This is a genomic window from Acinetobacter sp. WCHAc060025 (assembly GCF_004209355.1).
Lineage (GTDB): Bacteria > Pseudomonadota > Gammaproteobacteria > Pseudomonadales > Moraxellaceae > Acinetobacter > Acinetobacter wuhouensis.
The window spans coordinates 120131-144318 of the sequence record NZ_SGSX01000001.1 but is presented as its reverse complement, the minus strand read 5'-3'; the positions used below and the strand labels follow the sequence as shown (position 1 = coordinate 144318).

At 37.0% G+C, this 24188-nt stretch carries 25 protein-coding genes; 6 read left to right on the top strand and 19 right to left on the bottom strand.

What is annotated here, in order from left to right:
* Positions 1-30: 30 nt before the first annotated feature.
* Positions 31-1257, bottom strand: a complete 1227-nt coding sequence (locus tag EXE09_RS00760; RefSeq protein WP_130116016.1) for a tetratricopeptide repeat protein — start codon at positions 1255-1257, stop codon at positions 31-33.
* A gap of 300 nt (positions 1258-1557) precedes the next feature.
* Here EXE09_RS00760 and EXE09_RS00755 point away from each other — a divergent pair, with 300 nt between their 5' ends.
* On the top strand, positions 1558-2781 hold the full coding sequence (locus EXE09_RS00755; protein WP_130116015.1) for a magnesium transporter CorA family protein: 1224 nt from the start codon (positions 1558-1560) through the stop codon (positions 2779-2781).
* Positions 2782-2822: 41 nt separating this feature from the next.
* Here the strand turns inward: EXE09_RS00755 and EXE09_RS00750 are convergent, their stop codons facing one another.
* The 7 genes from EXE09_RS00750 to EXE09_RS00720 form a co-directional block, all read right to left on the bottom strand.
* On the bottom strand, positions 2823-3092 hold the full coding sequence (locus tag EXE09_RS00750) for a YdcH family protein (RefSeq protein ID WP_068973785.1): 270 nt from the start codon (positions 3090-3092) through the stop codon (positions 2823-2825).
* Positions 3093-3212: 120 nt separating this feature from the next.
* On the bottom strand, positions 3213-3551 hold the full coding sequence (locus tag EXE09_RS00745) for a chaperone modulator CbpM (protein ID WP_130116014.1): 339 nt from the start codon (positions 3549-3551) through the stop codon (positions 3213-3215).
* A gap of 48 nt (positions 3552-3599) precedes the next feature.
* Positions 3600-4565: a DnaJ C-terminal domain-containing protein gene (locus EXE09_RS00740; protein ID WP_087553007.1), complete on the bottom strand. Its 966-nt coding sequence runs from the start codon at positions 4563-4565 to the stop codon at positions 3600-3602.
* Between the two features lie 256 nt (positions 4566-4821).
* Positions 4822-5265 (bottom strand): DUF2147 domain-containing protein, encoded by a 444-nt coding sequence (locus EXE09_RS00735; RefSeq protein WP_087553008.1) that lies wholly within the window; start codon positions 5263-5265, stop codon positions 4822-4824.
* A gap of 391 nt (positions 5266-5656) precedes the next feature.
* Entirely contained in the window at positions 5657-6532 is an 876-nt protein-coding gene (locus tag EXE09_RS00730; RefSeq protein WP_087553009.1) for an Hsp33 family molecular chaperone HslO, read from the bottom strand.
* Between the two features lie 89 nt (positions 6533-6621).
* Positions 6622-8517, bottom strand: coding sequence for a monovalent cation:proton antiporter-2 (CPA2) family protein (locus EXE09_RS00725; RefSeq protein ID WP_130116013.1), 1896 nt, complete (start codon positions 8515-8517; stop codon positions 6622-6624).
* Positions 8518-8683: 166 nt separating this feature from the next.
* Positions 8684-9307, bottom strand: coding sequence for a class I SAM-dependent methyltransferase (locus tag EXE09_RS00720; protein ID WP_130116012.1), 624 nt, complete (start codon positions 9305-9307; stop codon positions 8684-8686).
* Positions 9308-9489: 182 nt separating this feature from the next.
* Here EXE09_RS00720 and EXE09_RS00715 point away from each other — a divergent pair, with 182 nt between their 5' ends.
* Positions 9490-10080, top strand: a complete 591-nt coding sequence (locus EXE09_RS00715; RefSeq protein ID WP_087553011.1) for a hypothetical protein — start codon at positions 9490-9492, stop codon at positions 10078-10080.
* An 80-nt stretch (positions 10081-10160) separates the two neighbouring features.
* Positions 10161-10571, top strand: coding sequence for a protease inhibitor I42 family protein (locus tag EXE09_RS00710; RefSeq protein ID WP_130116011.1), 411 nt, complete (start codon positions 10161-10163; stop codon positions 10569-10571).
* Positions 10572-10857: 286 nt separating this feature from the next.
* Here EXE09_RS00710 and EXE09_RS00705 read toward each other — a convergent pair whose 3' ends face one another.
* Together EXE09_RS00705 and EXE09_RS00700 are read right to left on the bottom strand one after the other, a co-directional pair.
* The gene (locus EXE09_RS00705; RefSeq protein WP_130116010.1) at positions 10858-11376 is read right to left on the bottom strand and encodes a hypothetical protein; all 519 of its coding nucleotides are present in this window, start codon (positions 11374-11376) and stop codon (positions 10858-10860) included.
* 33 nt (positions 11377-11409) lie between these two features.
* Complete coding sequence (locus tag EXE09_RS00700) at positions 11410-12186, bottom strand: class I SAM-dependent methyltransferase (protein WP_130116009.1); 777 nt, start codon at positions 12184-12186, stop codon at positions 11410-11412.
* A 115-nt stretch (positions 12187-12301) separates the two neighbouring features.
* Between EXE09_RS00700 and EXE09_RS00695 the strand changes: the two genes are divergently transcribed.
* Positions 12302-13564, top strand: a complete 1263-nt coding sequence (locus tag EXE09_RS00695; protein ID WP_165382022.1) for a hypothetical protein — start codon at positions 12302-12304, stop codon at positions 13562-13564.
* A gap of 23 nt (positions 13565-13587) precedes the next feature.
* Here EXE09_RS00695 and EXE09_RS00690 read toward each other — a convergent pair whose 3' ends face one another.
* Complete coding sequence (locus tag EXE09_RS00690) at positions 13588-13932, bottom strand: hypothetical protein (protein WP_228257126.1); 345 nt, start codon at positions 13930-13932, stop codon at positions 13588-13590.
* Between the two features lie 234 nt (positions 13933-14166).
* Entirely contained in the window at positions 14167-15285 is a 1119-nt protein-coding gene (locus EXE09_RS00685) for a fatty acid desaturase (RefSeq protein WP_130116006.1), read from the bottom strand.
* Positions 15286-15367: 82 nt separating this feature from the next.
* Here EXE09_RS00685 and EXE09_RS00680 point away from each other — a divergent pair, with 82 nt between their 5' ends.
* Together EXE09_RS00680 and EXE09_RS00675 are read left to right on the top strand one after the other, a co-directional pair.
* Positions 15368-16066, top strand: coding sequence for a TetR/AcrR family transcriptional regulator (locus EXE09_RS00680; RefSeq protein WP_068973772.1), 699 nt, complete (start codon positions 15368-15370; stop codon positions 16064-16066).
* Positions 16067-16130: 64 nt separating this feature from the next.
* On the top strand, positions 16131-17084 hold the full coding sequence (locus EXE09_RS00675; RefSeq protein WP_130116005.1) for a 2-hydroxyacid dehydrogenase: 954 nt from the start codon (positions 16131-16133) through the stop codon (positions 17082-17084).
* A gap of 15 nt (positions 17085-17099) precedes the next feature.
* Here the strand turns inward: EXE09_RS00675 and EXE09_RS00670 are convergent, their stop codons facing one another.
* From EXE09_RS00670 to glyQ, 7 genes are all read right to left on the bottom strand, one after another.
* Positions 17100-17765, bottom strand: a complete 666-nt coding sequence (locus EXE09_RS00670; protein ID WP_130116004.1) for a hypothetical protein — start codon at positions 17763-17765, stop codon at positions 17100-17102.
* 193 nt (positions 17766-17958) lie between these two features.
* Positions 17959-18666, bottom strand: a complete 708-nt coding sequence (locus tag EXE09_RS00665) for a hypothetical protein (RefSeq protein ID WP_087553018.1) — start codon at positions 18664-18666, stop codon at positions 17959-17961.
* A gap of 296 nt (positions 18667-18962) precedes the next feature.
* Positions 18963-19346, bottom strand: a complete 384-nt coding sequence (locus EXE09_RS00660; protein ID WP_130116003.1) for a hypothetical protein — start codon at positions 19344-19346, stop codon at positions 18963-18965.
* 754 nt (positions 19347-20100) lie between these two features.
* Positions 20101-20496, bottom strand: coding sequence for a hypothetical protein (locus tag EXE09_RS00655; protein WP_130116105.1), 396 nt, complete (start codon positions 20494-20496; stop codon positions 20101-20103).
* Positions 20497-20507: 11 nt separating this feature from the next.
* Entirely contained in the window at positions 20508-21101 is a 594-nt protein-coding gene (locus EXE09_RS00650; protein ID WP_130116002.1) for a DUF6036 family nucleotidyltransferase, read from the bottom strand.
* Positions 21101-23170, bottom strand: a complete 2070-nt coding sequence (gene glyS, locus EXE09_RS00645; RefSeq protein WP_130116001.1) for a glycine--tRNA ligase subunit beta — start codon at positions 23168-23170, stop codon at positions 21101-21103. Before glyS ends, EXE09_RS00650 begins: the two co-directional genes overlap by 1 nt.
* Positions 23170-24147 carry a glycine--tRNA ligase subunit alpha gene (gene glyQ, locus EXE09_RS00640; protein ID WP_068973763.1) on the bottom strand — a complete coding sequence of 326 codons (978 nt, stop codon included), beginning with the start codon at positions 24145-24147 and terminating at the stop codon, positions 23170-23172. Before glyQ ends, glyS begins: the two co-directional genes overlap by 1 nt.
* Positions 24148-24188 lie beyond the last annotated feature (41 nt).

The window sequence follows — 24188 nt, the reverse complement described above, 5'->3', positions numbered from 1 at the left end:
TTAAACGCTGTGAATATACAAAAGCATTGGTTAAATAACTTGAACTGACCAATCCTTGCTATTTAATTTTTCTAGATAAGGAATAGGGACTACAAAAGTAAACTTATTGGCTTTAACTGTTGAAGTGTATTTACAAATCACATGATTTTCTTTGTCTACGATTGCCCAAGAAAATTTTTCACCATTTTTTTTGTTTGATGGGATCGAAAATTCTGAAGTTGTATCCCAACCAACATGAAAGTTGGGTCTATTTTCATGTCCATTTTCTTGTTGAGGATGGTTTGGGAATTTAACCGTATTTTCATAATTAAACTGGCTGTCGTGGTGTAAAACACTGCCTTTAATTTGTTTCCATATCACATCTCTTAGAAAATGTTGATCCTGCCCAAAATATAGTTTTGACTGACATGTTTTATTATATTTCAGTATTTGGCTTTTTATATCTTTGATAATTCCTGTCACTCCACCCCACATACCTGCCAAAATGATATCTGTATGTGTATATCCATCACGCATGATATGAAATGCTTTATCACTTTCGAGCCATTCATTTACAGCATATTGTTCTCTAGTCGATACAATAGAATCTGCATCACGGATTATAAATCTATCAATATTTTCATCATCAATAACTAAAAAGCGCCACATCGTGCCGTGGATCATTTTTTTAAATTCATCAGATACGAAGTGTAACTCAGCACCATTTGCAACTAATCTATCTAATACTTCTTGGGGGACGCTATGATCGACGTAAAATCTGCATGTCCAATTTGGATATAAATGTTTCGCCTCTATTGTATTTAAAATGGCTGTTTCGCAATATCTTGGTGAATCGCCATAGATTGAAAAACTAATGATATTTTTAGTTTTATCATTACCTATAGGTTTTGGTTTGGTGTGTATTTCCAAAAAATCTTGAGTATCATTTAAAGATAAAAGTTGATTACCGACTTTTAAAAAATTGTCAAAATCATTCAACAAATAATGTATGGATGATAATTTACCTAAGAGATATAAAGTCTCACCATTCGCTTTAATCGATTTTAAAATATATTCTTTTGCGAGTGCATATTCTTTTATTTCAAAATAACAATCTGAAATTTCAAGATTTATATCTTTTGAAGAGTAAAAAGTATTCGGTTTTTTTAAAAGTTCTATTGCTTCGTTATACCTTCCATTAAGTTTAAGATCTTTTATTTTTTCACCTACGTTTACGTTTGAAAATAATGGTGAGTTAAATTTAGTTGTCTTTTTCATTATATAAATCTTTTATTTGAGGTCTTGGTATAACACGTTAAGTTAATCTGTTTTGAGCTCGATTTCAATTAGAGTGTATTTTGTCTCTTTCATAAATCAAAAAAAAGATCACTTAATTTATTGTTTTTAAATTAGATTATTTTTCATATTTCATGAGTGCTTTATAGGTGAAATCTGTAGATCGAGCGCAATTGACGTGGGATTCACAATTTTCTTTAAAAGAGCCTGCTTCATGCAGGCTTTTTTATGGCATGATGCGAGTAAGGAAGACCAACAATAATTTTTTTAAAAGCTGTGAATATGCAAAGTTTTTATTTTTTTCAGCATCCTGAAGCACCCTTTACCTGCGTACAAAAAGAACCTGTATTCAATGCAGAGCAGCAATTTGTCTGGATTGATTGTACCCGTGAAGATGTGGTGAATCGTGCAGAACAGTGGCAACAAGAAATATTGCAGAATACTCAAATTCAGGTCAATGAATATCATTTAAAAGATATTTTAAATATTGAGCATCCATGTGCATTCGATGCGATGGAGGATTATGATTTACTCATTTTTAGAAAGCTGATTACCCCAGATGATCAAATTAATAGTGGGGAAAATGCACTAGAAAAGCATGACACAATATTTGGATTAGCCACATCACCAGTCAGTTTTATTATTACCTCTCATGCACTGATTACGGTACATGAAAAAGGTAATCATGCTTTTGAAAGCTATCTCACACGAATCATGAATATCATGAGCAAAAGTATAGATGAGCAAAATAAACCGCGTAAATTAGCGACGACGCCTGTCGATTTAGCCTTACGCTTACTCAATAGTATGGTGGATGGATATTTAGACCTGCGAAAGCCTTTGTCTCGTCGTGTAGAATTTTGGCAACAAGAACTTTTACAAGGTAATCGTCGTTTTGCCAAGTGGCATCAGCTATTTCAGGAAAATATGGTCTTTCAGCAAATTGAGAATTTGTGTGAGGAGCAGATCGATTCTTTACAGGAATTACGTGATGAAATTGTTGAAAATTACACTCATTTAAAGGGTAAAAAACACAATGAAAAACAAGATATTATGCTTGTTCGAGTGGATGATTTAACCAGTCATGTTGAGCGAATTCAAAAATATACAGTTCGCTTAAGCACAGCGATTCAAACAGCGATTGATCTACATTTTTCTGCTATCGCCAATCAAACTAATGAAAATATGCGGATTCTCGCAATCATTACTGCAGTATTTGCACCATTAACTTTATTAACTGGTGTATATGGAATGAATTTTGAATTTATTCCAGGCTTAAAAAGCCCAATTGGTTTTTGGATCATGCTCAGTGCAATGTTGATTTGTACTGTAGGATTACTGATCTATTTTTATCGACGACATTTGGTTGGGCGAGGGGAAAGGAGTGTGATTGATATGTTGGCGCAACAACATAATAATCAACACGTTAACTTTTTATGGTTTTTGGACTATGAGCCGATTAAACAAACCATGAAAGAAGTTGAAAAAATAACAAAGCTAAAGTAATCACATAGCTAGAGTAATCATAAAACTGACATAATTATGGATTATTCTAGTGATACATTCATGTGAGCAGACCTTTGTAAAATTGAATAAAGCTGATCTTTTAATCGCAGTTTTTTTCGTTTGAGCTGTTCAATATTTTCATGAATATGATTGAGTGGATCAAGCTCTAGCTGACTAATTTCACGATCGAGTTCATCATGATCAGTTAAAAGCTTGGCAAAATGCGGATCTTCTTGTTTGAGGATACACATGAGATTGTGATGTTCTGGGAACATGTGTTTCAACTTTTTATTCATTACTTTCGAATTCATTAGAGTCCTTAACCTCTTATTTATAAAATTCTAAATCATAAAACAAAACGAAAAGACAAGTTCTCCATCATGACAGGTTGAATAATAACCTGCCACTAGGTATTAACAATTTGAAATGAATTAGTGTGAATGTAGATGAAGGTGTTTGACTTGTTTCCGTAATTGTTGAACCTCATCAAGTAAATCCATCATCATTGCAACAGCAGATAAACTTGCTTCAAAATCTCGTTGAAGGCGATAGGCTCGTCGAGCACGTGCAATGTCTTCTCCAAAAAATTGATGAATACGATCTTCTGGTCGAGCAGGTAAGATTTCATATTCTAGTAATTGTAAAATCCACTCAGTGCTTTGACCACAGGCTTGGGCAAAATTTTTGAGATCTAAATTTAGGTTTTCATCTACGATTTCGGCATCTTGGAAATCGTCATAGACAATTTCACGGTATTGAATAGTTGTCATGATTGCTCTCCTTTAGCAGAGTGATTGATTTATCAATCAATTATTCAGTTATGAACGTGGGTTAAAGTCATGAAAAGCATTGGAAAAATCTTGATATGCTTTTTGCTGTTGTTCTGTGTTGGCCTTTGGATAAACGATATTGATGACTAAATATAAATGTCCAGGTACTTTTGCAGGGATACCTTTATCTTTTAAGCGCAGTTGTTGATTATTTTTGGCATTCTGTGGGACATTTACTTTGACTTTACCCGCAGGTGTATCTATTTCAATACTTTGCCCCAGTGCTGCCTCCCAAGGGGTAACATCTACGGTGTAATATACATCTGCGCCTTCGACACGAATACGATCAGTATCTTGGTATTGAATTTCGATATATAAGTCACCATTCTCACCGCCATTAATTCCAGCCTGTCCTTGTTTAGAAAGACGAATTTGTTGTCCTTCTTTCATTCCCTTTGGAATTTTTACTTGAAGTGTTTTTCGTTGAACTTCGGCTTCGCCATAAGCATTATAAGTCGGAATTTGTAGGGTGATGGTTTGTGTTGAACCTTCATAGGCAATATTCACAGGAACTTGAATACTGGCGTGTTGATCTTCACCTTTATAACTACGTTGTTGAGAGCCTCTTTGTCCATATTCTTGTTGACGACCACCACCAAACCCACCACCAAAACGTCCAAACAAATCTTCAAAACCGCTAAAGTCTTGACCACTTGTATTGCCACTTGAACGATAGAATTGACTGCCATCAAAGCCACTTTGTCCACTGCTTTGTCCGCCAAAGCCTGCTGTATTGGCATAAGGGTTGTCGAGTTCGAAATCGTATTGTTTTTTCTTTTCTTCATTACTGAGCGTGTCATAAGCGACATTAATGCCTTGCATTCTTTCCTCAGCATCAGCTTCTTTACTCACATCTGGATGATATTTTCGAGCCAATTTACGATATGCTTTTTTAATTTCATCGGGTGTTGCTGTTCTTGCAACTCCCAGTTCTTCATAATAATTTTTTGCCATATTCTCAGTCATTAATTGTTTATCTTTATTATAGTTTTATGCTTTTTTTGAGATCTATGGAAGCCTTTCTTCGTGTTGTTATTGTTTCAAAATTTATAGCTGAAAAATGAGTTCTAGATCAATGTTATTTTTATTCAAATATTGAACAAGTATTTTCACGTTATTGGGGATTATTGTTTATAGTTTCAGGTTATTTAAATCCATTTAGGATAAGGTAGGGCTTATAAAAAAAGCGCCGAAGCGCTTTAATATAAATCTATTCAATTCTCAACCAAGTCACACTCCGCCCTAACATTGATACACCAATATATCCACGCATATTTAAGCGATTATTTTTTGCATTTACTTTGGCTTTACCTTTATAAACTTTACCTGATAACGGGTCTAATACTTGCCCATCAATAAATTCATTTGGGTTATTTGGATCCTGTTTAAATCCTGAAATAATCTGTAAGCCCACGTATGGTGCATTTTTTAAGTTCCCTTTACACTGTAAGCATTTTGGTTCTAATGGTTTACCTGGTAATGGACGGATAGTATAAATTTTCCCTGAATATGTGCCATCTGGATTTTTTACAATTTCGACATCGGCACGAGAATAACCTGTTTTATCATCTACAGTTTTCCATTTCCCTGTTAAATCATAAGCATGGCTTAGGCTTGTAATTAGGCTCAAGCAGCAGAGTAAAATCTTTTTCATATTCTTACATCCTTTTTATTTAAATCATAAGTATGAATTTATTATGAATAGACTCTACTTTTTATAAGTATAAATCAAGATTTTATTATTTAAATATGTTTAGTTAAATCAGTGTGTTATTTATTATTAAAGGTATATTTTTTGAATGGGTTTGATCGAATATATACTGTTTATTTTTTATTTTGAGTAATTTAAGTTTTACTAATTAAAATTACAGTATTCGATAAGAATAAAATAAATAATTTTTATTTTGAAAGTGAGATGTATATCACAAATTTATGTTTGGTTTTTCGGGGATTATTTAAATATAAAAATATGGATTAATCTGCAAAAAAAATAGCAAACCTAAGTTTGCTATTTAAACTGGATCAATTTAAGTTAGTAGAATTATTTAACTTAAATGCTCACCAAAGAGACTGAGTGCTTCTTTTGCAGTGAACTGATATTTTTTATTACAGAACTGACAATCCATTTCGATTGGGTTTTGAATTTCTAAAGTTTCTTTGACCGCATCTAAACCAATTTGAATCAGTGCATTTTGACACTTCTCATGTGAGCACGTGCAGTTAAATTGCAAGTTTTCCACTTCTGGAAGACGAACTTCTTCTTCATTGTATAAGCGATAAAGAATGTCTTGGGCTTCCAAATCGGTTAATTCTTCAGATTTGAGTGTTTGAGTCAGCATGATCAGGCGTGGCCATAAATCTTCATCGACACGTTGCTGTTCTTCTTCATTATTACGCGGTAATAATTGGATCAGTAAGCCCCCCGCATTGTGATGTGTACTAGCCAAAACAATACGTGTAGGAATTTGTGCAGACAAATCGTAGTACTGCATTAAGCAACCTGCAAGTGTTGGTTTATCTAAAGGTACGATACCTTGATAACGCTCACCATGTTCAGGTTCAATATTAATAAACAAAACAGGTTGTTGTAGGGTGCTGAGTACAGTGCTGCTATCCTCACTGAGCATGAAGTGCGGATCTTCTTCATAGTCTGCAAGCGCACGTACATCACCTAAGTGATTGCATTCCGCCATTGCCCATTTAAAAGTACCTTGCGCTTGGATTTGTAAGCTGATACGTCCTTTAATTTTTAATGTGCTGGCAAGTAGCGCAGTTGCACAAAGCATTTCACCTAAAAGAATAGCAACTGCTGGTGCATAGTCTCGTTGAGATAAAATGGTTTGTAGTGCCGTATCTAAATGCACAACTTCACCGCGAACAGGGCTGTCTTCAATATAAAAACGTTGACGTAAATCAGTCATAAAATTCTCCAAATCCCTGTTTAGATGGTGGCGATATTATAAATCACAAGTTTATTTTGTACTAAAACTTGATGGCTTTATATGTACGATCAGTTTTCATCATCACGAATAATATGAAAACGATCCTGCTTTTGCTGTGGTGCTTGAGTTTTCGGCTCTGGTCGCTCCAAACCTGATTCGTCCAAATCAGGGTCATCTTTGTATTGCTCTGGATTTTGGCTATCCACTTGGGTATCACTTTCAAATAGATGTTCAAGCTCTGAAATAAAATCACGGTAGCTTTCAAAGACTTTTTGTTCATCGGTAAAAATACGTTGTTGCCGTGCTAAAAGTTCTTCATCGTAATTTCTAAACAGTTCAACGCTATTATAAGCATCTTCTTTACTGACACCTAATTCACATAAAGCACGATAGCCCATGCCCAGTGATGTCAAATAGGTTTCACGCCAGATGTGTTTAACCCCGACATCACGAAGCAAATGCATGTGATAACGGTCACGTGCGCGAACCAGTAATGTTAGGTTGGGATAATTCAATAAAATATGGCGCGCAACAGTCATTGAGTCTTCCACATCATCAATGGCGAGTACAAAAACTTTGGCTTGCTCGATGCCTGCGGAACGTAATAAATCAGGTTGTGTCACATCGCCATAATACAATGTGCCACCATAGCGACGGACAAAATCAATTTTTTGCAGATTATTATCAATTGCGGTAAATCGAAAATGACGAATACGTGCCAAACGAGCAATGATTTGCCCAACACGACCAAAACCTGCAACGATCAGTGCAGGGTGATCATTGGGAATTTCATCATATTGAGGTTCAGTATTTTTGTTGAGTAAAGGCAAAACCCAAGTGGAAACGATCCAAAATACAACGGGTGTAAACACCATTGATAGCGTCACAACCAATGTAATCGGTTCCATGATGGCATCCGTGAGGACTTTTTCACTTTTTGCGACATTTAACACCACAAAGGCAAATTCACCGCCTTGAGCCAAACAGGTTGCAACCATCAAGCTATTTGACCAACTCATCTTCTTAAATCGCGCAATCGCTGTCATGACGAGCATTTTGATGAGGATCAGCCCTATTGCGCCACCAACGATGAATAAGGGCATATCCACAATCAATGAGATTTGCGTGGTCATTCCCACAGTCATAAAAAATAGACCGAGTAATAAACCTTTAAATGGTGCAATACTGGCCTCTAACTCATGACGGAATTCAGAATCTGCTAGGAGCACGCCAGTGAGGAATGCACCAAGTGTGGTGCTAATGCCCAAAGTGTCCATGAGTAAAACCACACCGAGGACAATGAACAACCCGACAGCAGTAATCAGTTCTGTCGCGCCACTTTTTGCCACAAAGCGGAAGAAAGGGCGCATCACATAGCGGCTAAATAAAAATAATCCAGTAAATGTGGCAATGATCGCTGCGAAATAAGCCACACCATGATGACTGGATTGACCACCTGCGAGCATTGGAATCACAGCAAGCAGTGGAATCGCCGCAATATCTTGAAAGAGTAAAATTGAAAAGGACTGCTGACCATGTGTGGTATTCAGTTGTTGTTTTTCTGCAAGTAGTTGCAGTACAAATGCTGTTGATGAAAGTGCCAGTGCAAAACCAATCACAAAACTTGCGGAAAGGCTTTGTTGCAACAGCAGAAAAATAGTGCCCATGAGCACAATGCCTGTTACTACGACTTGCAAGCTTCCCATCACGAAAATCGATTGGCGCATTTCCCACAATCGTTGAGGACGTAATTCTAAACCGATCAAAAACATCAATAAAATCACACCAAACTCAGCAAGGTGCATGATTTCTTCAGGATCATTGGCAATATTGAATACGCTTGGACCAAGCAATATCCCTGTAAATAAGTAACCAAGTACAGTTGCAATACCGAGTTTTTTCCCGAGCGGAACGAGAATGAGCGCGGCGCCAAGAAATAGCGTGATTTGGAGTAGCAGTGACATGCACACCTGTCCTTAATTTTTTTCTTTCTAAGACAAGTGTAACTTGATTTTGTTAATAACTTTGCATTTTTTGCGTGGAGTTTATGAGACCTCAACGAAATGGATTTATTGTATCGTAGAGGTCATTGAGCTTGTGATGAATAGAAAATAAGCAATGAGAGAGGTATTAAACTTTTCGTGCTCTTGCCATGAACATACGCCGTCCGACTTTGGGTAAATCTTCAGCATCAAAATAATATTTCTCAGCAAATTTAAAATTGGCATTTAAAAGTTCAAGCTCAATATTCCGATTCAAATGGCAACCATCTGCAATAACTTTTTGTACAGGTGTCAAAATATCCTGCAATTTTTTGAGCGTGTTGTTATCGTTATATTGTACATGTTCAATCAAATGAAACGTTCCATTTGGTTTTAGAACACGACGAACTTCCTGAATAGCTTGGTTTAAACCTACAATACTGCATAAGGTCCAAGTGCTGACTATACTATCGAGTGAATTGTCTGCAAAAGGCAGTTTTTCTGCACTGGCTTGAATATGTTGTACATGAAAAGGCGCTTCTAATACACGTTTATGCGCAAGTTGGTAAACATCTCGATTGGGTTCAAGAGCATAGAGCTGATCGACAGCTTGATAAAATGGTAAATTCAAGCCCGTACCAAAACCAATTTCAAGCACTTCACCGTGTACTTTGCGCAGTAATTCTGCACGACCATCCATCATACTTGGGGTTTGCATAATTTGATTGAGTAAATGCGGGAAAATGCGTTGCTGGTAAAATTTATAGATCATCGTTTTAGACTGTTGTATTTGTATTGATTCGATTCTAACCAAAGCAAGCGTGGAATATAAGACAAAAATATGACGAAATCGCTGTATTTTGTTACTTAAACTCGATATTTATTTTAAGTTTTTATGTGAATAATGCAGTTATATCGATGAAAAATGTACGTTGTGGTGAATAGGAGCATGCGATGAATAAAAAGTTAATCTATGCAGGATTGTTGGCATTGAGCGCTTTTCAGGTTCATGCTTTTCAATCGACAACATCTGCACAGAAAGTTGAAATAAATCCTGCGTTCAATATCGCCAATGGTTTAGCGCCAACTGAACAGCAACAGAAAATTTCAGTATTAGAGCCATTTCGTGGTGAGTTTCGTATTTTAGGCTCAAAAGAATATAACGATGATGAGCAAGCAAAGTTTTCACCGATTGATTATGCGGTAACGCGTGGTTTGTTTACTCATCCAGAAATTGCACGTCAGATTTCGATTAATCAATACGATCGTTATTTAAATTGGCAAATGGCGAAGCCACCGATTCCTGCACAGTATGCAACTCAGTTGGTGAGTAATATGCATATCATTCCTGCTAATCCTGAAATTGCTAAAGAAATCAAAAAAGTAAAGCGTGGTGACTTGGTGCGTTTAACGGGTGATTTGGTTCAGGTCAATGACAAAGATTTGGTGTGGAAATCTGCACTCGACTGGAATGGTGTTGGGGATGGCGCATGTAAATTGATTCGTGTTGATTCAATTAAGTGGTTAGAAAATCAAAAACTCTAAATTCAAATTGAGCCAAAGCTGAGATGATGCTAAGTTATTGGCTTAATTTTAGGCAATATTTATAACAAAGAGTTTGAAGAATGAAAGGTTTAGCGTGTGTGACCATGTTGGTATTGGGTTTAGGATTGACCGCTTGTCAAAGTTCCAATGCGCCTAAGAATACGAGAACACATGAATATACGCTCAAACAAAAGTGCCCAACTTTGATGGATATGAAAGTGGGTGATGTACTTGTGTTTAATGCACCTGAAAATCCAAGCACGGGTTATCAGTGGCAATTGTTACAGCCGTTGAAAATTTTTAAAACTGAAGAAACGTATACGCAGAATAATGAAGTAGAGCAGGGTGCTGTCGGTGTCGGTGGGACAAAAACTTTCCGCTTTAGTGCTGAAAGACCTGGACAGGATTATATTGAGTTAGTTCATATTCGTGCATGGGAATCGTCTAAGCAACCTGATCAGCAATGGCGTTGTCGTATTCGCGTGTCTTAATTATTAAGTGATGTTACGCATTTAAAGAATGTTTAAAAATTGAGAGTGCTCAAAATATTGACGATATAACAATATTCTTGAGCTAGCACAGCCCCATCTATCTTGCAAAGTTTAGTTCAATTTGTGTAGGCGATACTTACTTTTCAAGGATGAAAAGTAACAAAAATCCTTTGTTGGGCGAGGGGTATGTCCTATACCCCCGCCCAACGGCGACCTCCATGTCGCCTATCGCGATAGTACAACTGATTTGAAATCCACAATCACTAATTGTTTTGATACTTATTGATTATTTCTTTTCTATGGTTTGTTTCCAGTGCTGTAATTGCTTCTGAGCTTGCATATATTCATTCATCCCTTGAACCGATTTTTTTACTTCGGTTGATGCATTTTCTTTGAGTTGTTTTTGCTGTGCTTCCCAAGAGCTATAGAGTAAACCTTGGATATAACGTCCTTGCTCGGTATGTAAATCTAATTCTTTGAGCATGTTGAATGCGGATTGAATATTATCCTGACGGCGACTGAGTTCAAATTCAGGGGTTAAAGAGCCATCTTGTTGCATTTTTATGATTTCATTTTCCATTTCATCACTTAAAGCTGAAAATTGATTATTGAAATTAACTAATATTTCAATATCTTGTGAATCATGTTCTGTTGCAGGGAATTCTTTGATTGGTGTTGCATCTAGTTGTTGTTCAACTTTGTTTTGTGGATCTGTTTTTGTTGCCTCTTGTTCAGGTGATTTATGACATGCACTGAGGATTAAACCAGAACAGAGTAATGTGATGATTGGCAAAGCGGTTTTCATATTGGCATCCTGAAATGATAAAATTACGGTATCTTAATCTTGCTTTATAAAACTATAAACATAGGTTGTATAGGGAAAATCAATCTCATCTTCAGCACGTTTGCCTGTATATTCAAACACTATTTGTTCGAATCGTTGTTTGAGTTTAAGTTGTTCCGCATCCGACATTGCAGCGATAAAACTGGTGGAAAGTAAACGCTTACTCACGACATTTTCCACTGTACCTGTTTGTAACTGGGTAAAGGTTTTGCTACTGACCAATTCAAATAGTGATTGATCCTCAAAGACCTGTTTCCATTGTCCACTGTGGTAACGAGGTGTGTCACCTTCCATGGTGGCGAGCAAATCTGCCAATGCTTTGACCCAATCCACATTTTCATCACGTTGATTCCAGACCAGTCCGAGATGCCCTTGTGGTTTTAAAATACGATGAATTTCAGTGAGGGTTTCAGTATTGGCAAACCAGTGAAATGCTTGAGCGCACAAAACAGCATCAACACTGTTACGATCTAGTGGAATTTGATCACTCTTGGCTTGAAGCGTTTGTACATCAGGATGTACTATTTTCAACTGTTCCAACATTTCTGTGACAGGTTCGACAGCTGTGACATTTGGTGTGGCTTGTTTTAAATAGCTTAAGAATTTTCCTGTGCCTGAACCTAGATCAATCGCAGTGGAATGAGGATTGAGTTTTAAGTCATCCTTTAACCAATCAACCACTGCTTGTGGATAATTTGGTCGTACTTGTTGATAAAGTTCAGCAGCAGAACTGAAACCTTTTTGAGCAGCAGGATGTAAGGAATGTGTCATATTTTGCGCTTTTTTATCTGACCAGACTCTATAAAATATGACACTTGAAGCAATGAATAGGCAAGTGCCAATTCATTTAATTTCAGTCAATGAGAGAGCTTTGCTCGGTGTGCGAATGGATAAGCAAATAATTTTTGAAGACGAACATATCAGAGCAATCTATTTACAAGGAAGTGCCGACACACTGGTTCTGTCTTTTGGGGACTTGATCACCCGTGCCAAGGGTACGTCGATCAATGCTGAAAAGTCTTTGATGAAATATGATTATGCTGTGGTAGGCATCATGCCGAAGCAAAAATCATGGTTTCCTGCTTCAAGCATGACAGCTTTACTTGAGCACATTACGCCAATTTTAAAACAGTATAAAAATATCGTCGGTTATGGTGGTTCGATGGGGGGCTACGCTGCAATCAAATATGCGCGTGCTTTGCAAATGAATCGTGTGGTGGCGATGGTGCCACAGTATTCAATTGATCCAACAGAAGTTGAAGATAAACGCTACACCGACTTTTATGATCCTGAATTAAATTCAGACATGCGTATTCAGGAGAAAGATATTGTTGCTAAGTGTGAATATATCATTGTCTATGATCCTTATTTTGAACATGACAAAGAGCATTATTTAAAAATAAAACCGCTAATTCCTCAGTTACATACTTTGCATTTGCCTTATACAGGGCATGATGCGATTGCGGTGTTGGCAAACTCTGCATTACTACACGATTTTATTGAACGTCCTTATGATCAGACTTATTTTTATAAGCAGATTCGTGAGGTGAAGAAAAACAGTAAATTTTATTATCGTAGTGTGATTGCGCATTTACTTGGAACACATAACGAAGCATTAGGTAAAATTCTAAAAGGTTCAGATATTCAACTGGATAGCACTTTTTTTGATGCCAGTCTGAAGCAAACCATTACCCGTATTTTACTCACCAATAAACGTGTCGATGAGCAGGATCTACAAAAATTAGGGATTCAGGTTAATTTTGCCTTTGAGGATAAATCTCAACTTAAAGATAGTTATGGCAATATTCTAGTGTTCAATGTGATTACGCAAAAACTGGAAAGTTATGATCAGCAAGTGATTGATGTGAATGGTAAATATATTATTCCATTACATGTTGAAAATAATGGCTTGGCGCAAGTTGAGATTAAAAAACAAAACTATTTGATTTGTATGAATGACCGCCGTGTCACCAAGCTATTTAAACACGATGATGCTTTGTCTTTGGATATGAATCCAATCGTGATCAAGAAGACCACAGACTTTTATGTCTTGAGTTATAAAAACTTTTATATGAGTTGTGATATTCAGGGGCAAGTCAGCTTTGATGATGAAAGTTTGAATGAGTTCTGTCACTTTAAGATTGCTTAAAGTGACATGTTTTAGCGTATTGTTTAGGTACATTGCTTGAGATAAGTGCTAGGAAATAATGACTTAAAATATTTATACCGTTTTAGCATTTCAGCATCAGTCAATGGATAAACTTCACTTGAACTTTGATAAATACCAGTAACAGCGCCTAAAGAACCTTCTTCCCCTTTCTTATAGCGATATTGGAAAGTCTTACGTGTCGCTTTATATAATGTTTGATTATTAAAGTAATAATTGTAAATATGCTGTTGATTAGATAGGTAAAGCTTAGCTTCAATTCGACAACCTTGTTCTATTCGAATGAGTTTGAAATAGTTACCTTCATCAGTATGGACGTCCTCGTTATCTAAGTTATCAATAGATTGCAAAACTTTTTCACTTGCAAAAACATTCGTTGCGGATACACAAAAGCAAAGTGTAAATACGGATAATGGTTTGAGTATTTTAAAATTCATTTTTTATGGTGATTCGACTGTGATGCTTAAATTTTATTCAGTCTAATATAAAGCCAAACCAATCGATTTAAAATAAAAAAGAGGGCACATGCACGAGCCCTCATCAATCGGAAAGTTCCTTGCTTTTTTATTTATTGTTGTTATTTCTCATGATTTTCCTGATTCAAATCTACGGTTAGCACGTTTAAATGTGCCAAAATCATTAAAACGCACGCCATTTTCTTTCATCACTGGGTAGCAGTCCTGTGCAATCGCTTGGCGGATATAGAACGGATCACGTACCACAAAGTGATGGATTGCATGTGTACCTGCAAAATTAAAACAGAAAGCTTGTAAAGGTTTCATGCACCAATCTGTCCACACTTGGCATTGCTGAACGATATTGCCATCTTCAACATCACCGTAATAATGCATATTAGAACTGGTGAAATGCAGGCTCAGCGTTCTGAGAAAATTCGGTGCAGCAATACTGACGGCATAGAACTTGGTTGTCTTATTTGCCAATTTCCATAGTTTATTTTTAGGTTGCTTTATACCAACCGCTTTCATTGCCAGTTTTGCAACTGACATTAGTAAAAAGCCATGCCATAAGGCATAGTGAATATGCCCCAAAGGCGTATAACCTGATGAAACTTTTGCTTTTAATTTTAATTTTTCAGGTTTTGTTAAGTTTTTCTGGGCATTGACATAACGTTGGGTGGTTTTCATCATGGTGATTGGGCGCAGATAAACCGCCAACATGTTGTCACCAGTCATGATCAGACGTTTTAAGCCCCATTTGTCACCATTGTTAATACCACGTTCTTCAAGATCACTTTTCGTGCCAGATGACTTGTGATGATGCATATGAATATCACGACGAATCCACGGGCTGATGGTACTTGGACGGAACATATAGACCGCACCCATCATCAAATTATGCATATTCTTATTTTTACGGAAATACATTTGGTGAATCAGATCATGCTCAAGTTCATGCAAGATTGACATCCAAAATGCAGAAAGTGGAACTGCCATATACCAAGGCATTTTCCCTCTAGCGTATTGTGTTATATTGAAAATAATTCCAGTGACAGCTAGGGTTAAAATACCCAGACCAATTTGATCTTGGTGCTGAACTAACCACGGATGACGTTCACGTAATTGATCACCGACCTCTAAAATCCCTTTACGGATTTTTTGATTGCGTAATACATCTTCTGGATCTGCAAAAAGTTTAATTTTGCTTTGTTTTGACATTTTTACATCGGAAAGGGGTAAATTCATTTCCGTTTTCCTCTATATTTTTTGTATGACTGCAAGGAAGATATAAAACCAACATTTGTTGGATTTTTGAAGAGATTAGCTGATGATCAAAATACCGTCAACATCTGTATTAAAAAAAGTGACGAAGAAAGTGAACAAGCCTAAACAAGAACGTTCACAAAAACGTATGGAAACGATGTTAGAAACAACTGAAAAATTGTTGTTATCCATTGGAATTGAAAAGATTTCTATTCCTGAAATTGCCAATGCTTCTGGCGTGCCACGCACCAGCATCTATCAATTTTTTCCGACGAAATACGATATTTTACGTCATATTGCACTGGCGCATTTGAATGATCTGGTCAAGCAATTGGGGCAAACTGCTGTAAGGGTTCTGACTGAAAACCCGAAAGCCAGTATTGATGAATACGGGCGATTATTGACTGAAAGTATGATTCGAGCGACGGCTAAATTTTTTAATGAATCTGAAATTGCCAGTTTATTGATTCTGAGTGGCCCATTTACACGACAGGCTTATTTGGAATATCAAATTGAATTGAAAAAGGTCAGTGAGGGCGTTCGTAAAGCGCTTGAAATGATTAAAGTGGATAATTATGTGCCACAACAGCCAGATACCTTAACCATCCTTATGGAGTTGATTTTTACTTGTATGAAACATGGCTATTACAATGAAAGTTATATTTCTGAGGCAATTATTCAGGAAGCGTATCGGATGGCAGTTGCCTACTTAACAGCATTAAAAAATAGATCTTTTAACTTTATTCCTACAACAGTTCAGTAGCTTGTGATAAATACCTGATATATTTCATACTTGTAGTTTTGTATGTTTAGAACAAGGAATGTAAATGAAAGCTGTATTTTTAGATTATGAATCTTTAGATAAGAATGATTTGGATTTTAGTGAACTAAAATCAGCTTTTGATGATCTTAAACTTTATCCCGCAACAACCTCAGATCAGGTTTTGGCACGAGTGCAAAATGCTGATGTGATCATCACCAATAAAGTCGTTGTCGATGCATCAATGATTGAACAATGTCAAAATCTTAAGCTGATCTTGATCTCTGCAACTGGAACAAATAATGTTGATTTGGTCGCTGCTAAATCAAAGGGAGTCGTGGTCTGTAATTGTCAAGGTTATGGCACGTCTGCGGTAGCACAGCATACGTTGACATTGATGCTAGCTTTAGCAACATCATTATTAAAATATGATCGTGCAGTCAAACAAGGTGAATGGAACACATCGCCGATTTTCTGTTTACTTGATTTTCCTATTGTCGAACTCTCAGGGAAAACTTTGGGGATCATTGGCTACGGAGAATTGGGCAAAGCTGTTGCCAAGTTAGCAGAAGCATTTGGTATGAATGTCTTGGTCGGTGCTTTACCCAATCGACCGCAAAATGAATCACGTATCCCATTTAAACAATTATTACCTCAAGTAGATTTTTTGAGTTTACACTGCCCATTGACTGATGAAACTCGTGATTTGATCGATCACCAAGCATTTGATTTGATGAAACAATCAGCATTTCTGATCAACTGTGCCCGTGGTGGTATTGTCAATGAACAAGCTTTGGTAGATGCCTTGCGACAAGGGAAAATTGCAGGCGCAGCGACAGATGTTCTTTCAGTAGAACCACCAAAGGACGGCAATGTCCTACTGGCTGAAGATATTCCTAATTTAATTATCACACCACATAGTGCATGGGGCAGTGTCGATGCTCGTCAACGTATTGTTGATCAAATGCTTGAAAATGTTGAAGCATTTAAACAAGGTCATACCATTCGTCAAGTGAATTGACGATTGATTTTTGTCTTATCTCGGGACACCTGAATCATCATCTGTTGAATCTTTTGCACTGCTTGTACTCGAATTATTGGTTGTTGTATCACGCTCATTTGAAGGATTTGGTGTAGCATTATTTTCGATTGGCAAAGATTGCTTTTTAATCTCTGGTTCTTCTTGTGCATTTTGTACATTGTTTTGAGGAAGTGGAATTTGCTGAATCGGTTGTGGGCTGATCGGTGCTTCCTGAACAATCGGTGCAGTATAAGGCACAGTATTATTTTGACTTGGATTAACGGTTGTTGAAGATTGACTTAAACTACCTGATTCAATCGGAATGTTATAACTGTTTTTTCCTGTGATTCTATCTTTGGTTTGTTCCACTTTTTTGACAGCAGTATCGATGCCTTGACGGGTATTGTCACGCGCAATAGTCGCCTGTTCAGTGGTATAGTTTTTGGTATTTTCAATCGTTGCATCAAATGACGGTTTAATTTTTTGAATGCCTTTTTCAGTCGCAGTGCCAACTTTTTCAGCTGTATTTTGCACGGCTTCACCGGTTTTATGTGCTAAAACTCTAAAAATATTCGGATTATCACCATAGGCTTGGTTTTGATTTGCGCTATCCGTTTGAACATAGAGTGATGGTGCTGTGATTACAGCGATCATAAAACATGCACTTTTCATCATCTTCATTTCGTTGTTCATCCTTCACTGATGAGACTTAGCTATGAGCTAAATATATTGTTGTTATCATACTGTTTTATTTGTATAAAATGTTTGGCGGTTAGAAAAAACCTACAGCAAAATACATAAGGATACATAGTTGCCAAAATGTTGAAATTAAAAAAAACTCACCGAAGTGAGTTTTTTATGTGCCAAATATAGATTATTTAGTGCCTGCATTTGCATTGGCAGATACACCAACTTTAGCACTACCTACAGGGGTTTTGACTTGAGCATTGGTATTTACTTTCGCACCTGCTTGAGATGATTTAGGTGTGACTGCTTTTTTAGCTTTCTTTAATGTTTTTTTGGTGTTATCTTTTGCTTTTGAACCAAGTTCTTTAGTATTTTCCCAAGCGCCTTTGCTTGCTGTTTTGCCTTTTTCAACACCTGTTTCAACTTCGCTACCTACTTTGTTCGCAGCTTCTTTTGTACCTTCCCACGCATTGCCTGAAACTTCACGGGTTTTGTCCACGCCAGTTTCTACACCTGCGCCAACTTTACCTGCTGCATTTTTTGTACCTTGCCATGCATCTTTAGATACATCACGGGTTTTATCTACACCTTTTTCGATGCCTGTTCCTACTTTATCTGCTGTATTTTGGATGCCTTGACCTGCTGAATGGGTTGCGTCTTTTGTGCCTTCCCAAGCATTTCCAGATACTTCACGGGTTTTGTCTACGCCTTTTTCAATGCCTGCACCGACTTTATCCGCAGTGTTTTGGATCCCTTGACCGATGTTGTGCAGTAGACCACCTTGGGTATTTACATTGGCTTCTACTGATGCGTTTGCACCTACATTTGTATTGGCAAAAATAGAGCCACTTGCTAGAAGTGCGCTTACGAGTACTGTTGTTTTAAGCATTTTCATAATTCGTTTTATCCTGTGCTTGATTTTGTTTCAAGTTTTGAGTCATGCTCATCTTAATGTTAAAAATGGTTTTGAATAGTGCTTGAGATAAAACAGCAACAGCTTAGCTACAGAATTTTAACAATTATGTAAGATTTGTGAATAAGATTGAGCTGATTTAATTTTTTATATCTTTGTTATTACAGATGTTTTAATTTTGGCTAATTTTTATTTTTTACAAAGCGAATTTTTGAAAATATCGTTCATCCTCGCTCTTTTGAATATTTTGAGGAGGATGAACGTATTGTTTTATGTGCTTATAGGCACTTTTCTAGGTTTGTTGCTTTGAAATTCTTTTTCAATAGTTCAAAGTTTTTCACTTTTTCAGCATCATTTGGATCAAATACAGTTTGTTTGTTTTCTACTTCGGCATCGATATTTGAAAATGCTGAAATGAGTTGATCACCTTTAAAGATCCAAAGTTCTGTGGCTTTGCCTGTTTCAAAGTTGCCTGTAAATTCGATCACGCAGTTGTCAGTTTGTTTGATCAGGCGAGCGAGGTTGTGCTTTGTACTCGGTTCAGCTGAGATATTTTTATGCTGTTCTAAGACGACAGGGGCGTTGGGATTTGTTGGTGTCGTTGAGCAAGCGGTGATTGATGAAGCGATTAAAATAATAGAAAAGATGGTTTTTGCATTCATTGCTTTTAGTCTTGGCTGAATCTAATGGATTGAGTGTATACAATCCATTGAGAAGATTCAGTTTTATTTAGTTTTAGATTGTTACTTTTACTCTATTTTAAAAATCTAATTTGAAGTATTTATACTGAATTAATAAAAAATTATTGAGTAAAAAAAGTATAAAAAAGGAATACTTGCTAAAAATATGATTAAGATAGATTTACGATTTTTAAATTTAACTTTGTAGAGTATTGAAAAGTACACAGCAGTATAAAATAGTATTGTAGTAATGATGATTCGTAAAATTAATTCATGACGTAGAAAGGAAGTATCTGCAATATATACCATTGCAATTGTACATAGTGTGCCATAAATACATCCAAGTAGAATTTTACCTATATAAATAGTTTCTTCATTACTTTCAGACTTAAGATTACTAAGACCAATTAGGGTTATTAACAATGAGGAGAATGCAAATAAAGCACAAATAAACAGATCTTCCACAACAGACATTTCTCTTTGTCTTGAAATATATGGTGCATATTCTTGCCATTGAATTGAAAAAATAACTGTAATGATATAAAAATAATAAGATACAAATCATTTTTATAATACGTTGTTAAACTAGACATTATTTATTCTTAATATTAAAAAACCCTACTTATTTAAGCAGGGTTTTCATTTTATTTCAAATATTTAGCTTAGTGCTGTAACACCGAAATATCCGCAACACTTGTAAAAAATCACGCAACTGCGCAAGGATACAAAAACATTTTTAAGTAAATGATTGCTGATGATGACGTGTTTGTAAGCTAAGTAATTGTGGCTTGAGATGATTTAAATCTTCATCCAAACCAAGTTTTTTAGCGAGAGGGTCAGTTGCAAAAGTATTCTGTAAAATATTTGAGGATGTGAATCGTTCAGATAAATTCGTTGAATAGGCTTTTAATTGAGTACGTCTAAACACAGAAGAACATGAATAACGACTAAATTTTTCCAATAAAAAAACTAATCGACGTGTTTCTAAAGCATTGAGTTTAGAAAAAGCAGTAGGTAAAAATTCTGAATATAGCAAAGCTTCAGCCACAGGTTTAACTTCTTCAAAAGTTGCAGAACTTAAAGAATGTGTGAGCAACTGTTGTAAAGCTATTTCAAACTCATGCTGATTCATCATCCTCTCACTTATTCAGATAGCTCAGATAACAACGAAATCATATAGCGAATATTTGATTCCAATTGTTCAGGAGTCGCATAATAATCTTTAGCATTATTCGCTGAAATTTTAAACTGATCAAGTGAAAATTTTTTGAGCTGAAATAGGATTCGAATATCTTCAATATCTCGATCAGACAGCCGTGCTAATTTTGAAATAGCTAGATCAAGCGCTGAAACCAAATAAACTTCTACAATATTTTCAATGATGAGAGGAATAGTGCGGTCAATATAATCAGGATCAATAGAAGCTAAAGCGGTGTTAAAACCACGATCAAATTCTAAATTCGTTTCTAAATTATTTTCATCAATATATTCGATATCATTTTGTTCAAGAAAAATGATGATGTCTTCTTTTTTTAATAAAGGAATTGCTTGAATTTCAGCATCTACATCATTGCTACCACGAGCATTGGTATGGATATGAAAAGCACAACCACCAAAAATATAAGCTTTTATAGCACCATGAGGTAAATTTTGATGATTCGTAGAAATATAATTCTCAAGCTCAAGAAAGAGCTTGAGAATCGCTTTACTCATTGGAGAATGAGTAAAGATTTCCATTAATGTTGCAACACCGAAATATCCGCAACACTTGTAAACAAATCACGTAATTGCGCAAGGATACGCAAACGGTTTGCTTTCAACTCAGCATCTTCCGCCATCACCATCACACTGTCAAAGAAAGCATCAATCGGCGCACGTAAAGCAGCAAGTTTAGACAGTGCTTCGGTATAGTCTTTCGCAGCCAAAAGCGGTTGAACCACAGGAAGTAATTTTTGAATCTCTGCATAAAGTGCTTTTTCAGCATCTTCAACCAATTTAGATTCAACGATTTCACCTGTAGGTGCAGCTTCTTTCGCCAAGATATTCGCAACACGTTTATTCGCAGCAGCAAGTGCAGCAGCTTCAGGCAAGTCACGGAAATGATTTACCGCATTCACACGCTTATCAAAATCTAAAGGAGATTTTGGAGAAAGCGCTTGAACGGCTTGAATCACATCAACCGCAACGCCTTGATCTTCATACTTCGCACGATAACGACCTTCAAGGAATGCAACCGCATCCGCCAAAGTCTTGTCATGATCTTTGATCACATCGCCATACGCTGCTAAAGCAAGCTTGATTAATTCTTCAATTGACACATCAAGATTGTTTTCAGTCACCAGACGTAAGATACCAATCGCCGAACGACGTAAAGCAAACGGGTCTTTCGAACCTGTAGGTGCCTGACCAATACCAAAAATACCTGTGAGCGTATCTAAGCGGTCAGCAAGGGCAATGGTTGTACCTGTCTTGGTTTGCGGTAAAACATCGCCTGCAAACTTAGGTAAATATTGCTCACCTAATGCTTCGGCAACTTCATCATTTTCGCCTTCAATACGTGCGTAGTAAGTCCCCGCAATACCTTGAAGTTCTGGGAATTCACCCACGAGTTCAGATGTTAAGTCACATTTAGCAAGTAAAGCTGCTTTTTCAGCATCAGCAGGGTTTGCACCTGTGATTGCAGACAAAGCCACAGCCAATTTTGCAATACGTTCAGATTTATTCCAAAGCGTACCCAATTGAGCTTGGAACACCATATTGGCTAATTTTTCTTTACGAGATGCAAGCGGTTGCTTTTGATCCTGTAAGAAGAAGAATTCAGCATCAGACAAACGAGGACGTACAACTTTTTCATTTCCTTCAATGATTTGAGTCGGATCTTTAGACTCAATATTTGAAACGGTAATGAAATAAGGTTGCAGTTTATTGTCCGCATTCACCAAACAGAAATACTTTTGGTTGTCTTGCATCGTCGTGATTAATGCTTCTTGCGGAACAGCAAGGAAGCGTTCTTCAAAACTTGCACGAAGCGCAACAGGCCATTCAACCAATGCAGTCACTTCGTCACGAAGATCACTTGGCACAATCGCAATCGCATTCACTTCATCAGCAAGTGCTTTAACTTGTTGGTCGATGATGGCTTGGCGTTCTTCAAAAGAAGCCACAACATGCGCTGCTTTTAATTTTGGTAAATAGTCTTCTGCATTTGCCAAAGTAATCGCTTCAGGCGCATGGAAACGGTGACCATAAGTCACATTGCCTGCTTGATGATCCTGAATCGTTGCATCAACAACTTCATTATCTTTTAACAATACAACCCATTTTACAGGACGAACGAATTCAGTACGGCTTGCCGCTGAACGCATGCGTTTTGCAATTGGAAGATTATCCAAAGCTGTTTGCAAAATTTGTGGCAATAAAACGTCAAGGCTTTGACCTTGAACATCTTTCAAAAAACACACTTTTTCAACTTTACCCGCTTGGAAAGTTGTCACCTGATCCACAGTGATACCTTGACCGCGCATAAAGCCTTCAAGTGCTTTGGTTGGTTTGCCTTCAGCATCAAAAGCGGCTTGTTTTGCAGGACCATCGAAACGTTTTTGCGTGTCTGCTTGAGCGCCATCAACATTGACAATTTTCAAAGCTAAGCGACGTGGAGCTGCGTATGCTTCGATTGAATCAAAAGCCAAGCCAGCGTCATTTAAGCCTTTTACAGTTTCAGCTTGTAATGCATCACGTAAAGTTTTTAAGCTTTTTGGTGGTAATTCTTCACAGCCAAGTTCGAATAAAACGGTATGTTTAGACATTACTTATTCTCCTCAGCTTTTGCTTCTGCTTCAACTTGTGCTTTTAACTGTGCCAATACTTCATCACGTAAGTGTGGTTCAGCCATTGGGAAACCAAGTTTTGCACGTGCAGCCACATAACTTTGTGCAATTGAGCGCGCCAAAGTACGAACACGTAAAATATAGCGTTGACGTTCAGTCACAGAAATCGCACCACGAGCATCCAACAAGTTAAAGCTATGAGATGCTTTGATGACTTGTTCGTATGCAGGCAATGGAAGTTCAGCTTCCATTAAGCGAGTTGCTTCAGCTTCATAGAAATCGAAAAGCTCAAACATTTTTTCAACGTTGGCATATTCAAAGTTATAAGTTGATTGCTCAACTTCATTTTGATGGAATACGTCACCATAAGTCACTGTACCAAATTGACCTTTGGTCCAAACCAAGTCGTAAACTGAATCTACGCCTTGCAGGTACATTGCTAAACGTTCAAGACCGTAAGTGATTTCACCTGTCACAGGGTAGCATTCAACACCACCCACTTGTTGGAAGTAAGTGAACTGAGTCACTTCCATACCATTTAACCAAACTTCCCAACCTAAGCCCCATGCGCCAAGTGTTGGAGATTCCCAGTTGTCTTCAACAAAGCGAATGTCGTGGACGAGTGTATCGATGCCGATTGCTTTTAATGAATCCAAGTACAACTGTTGGATGTTGTCTGGGTTTGGCTTAAGCACCACTTGGAATTGGTAATAGTGTTGTAAACGGTTCGGGTTTTCACCATAACGCCCATCTTTCGGACGGCGTGACGGTTGAACGTATGCTGCGTTCCATGTTTCAGGACCAAGCGCACGTAAGAATGTTGCAGTGTGGAATGTCCCTGCACCCATTTCCATATCGTAAGGTTGTAACACGACGCAACCTTGTTCAGCCCAGTAGTTTTGTAAGGCAAGAATTAAGCCTTGGAATGTATCAATATGCGATATGGCGCGACTCATGCAGCATCCACTATAAGTATTAGAAAAAATTGGTTCTAAGT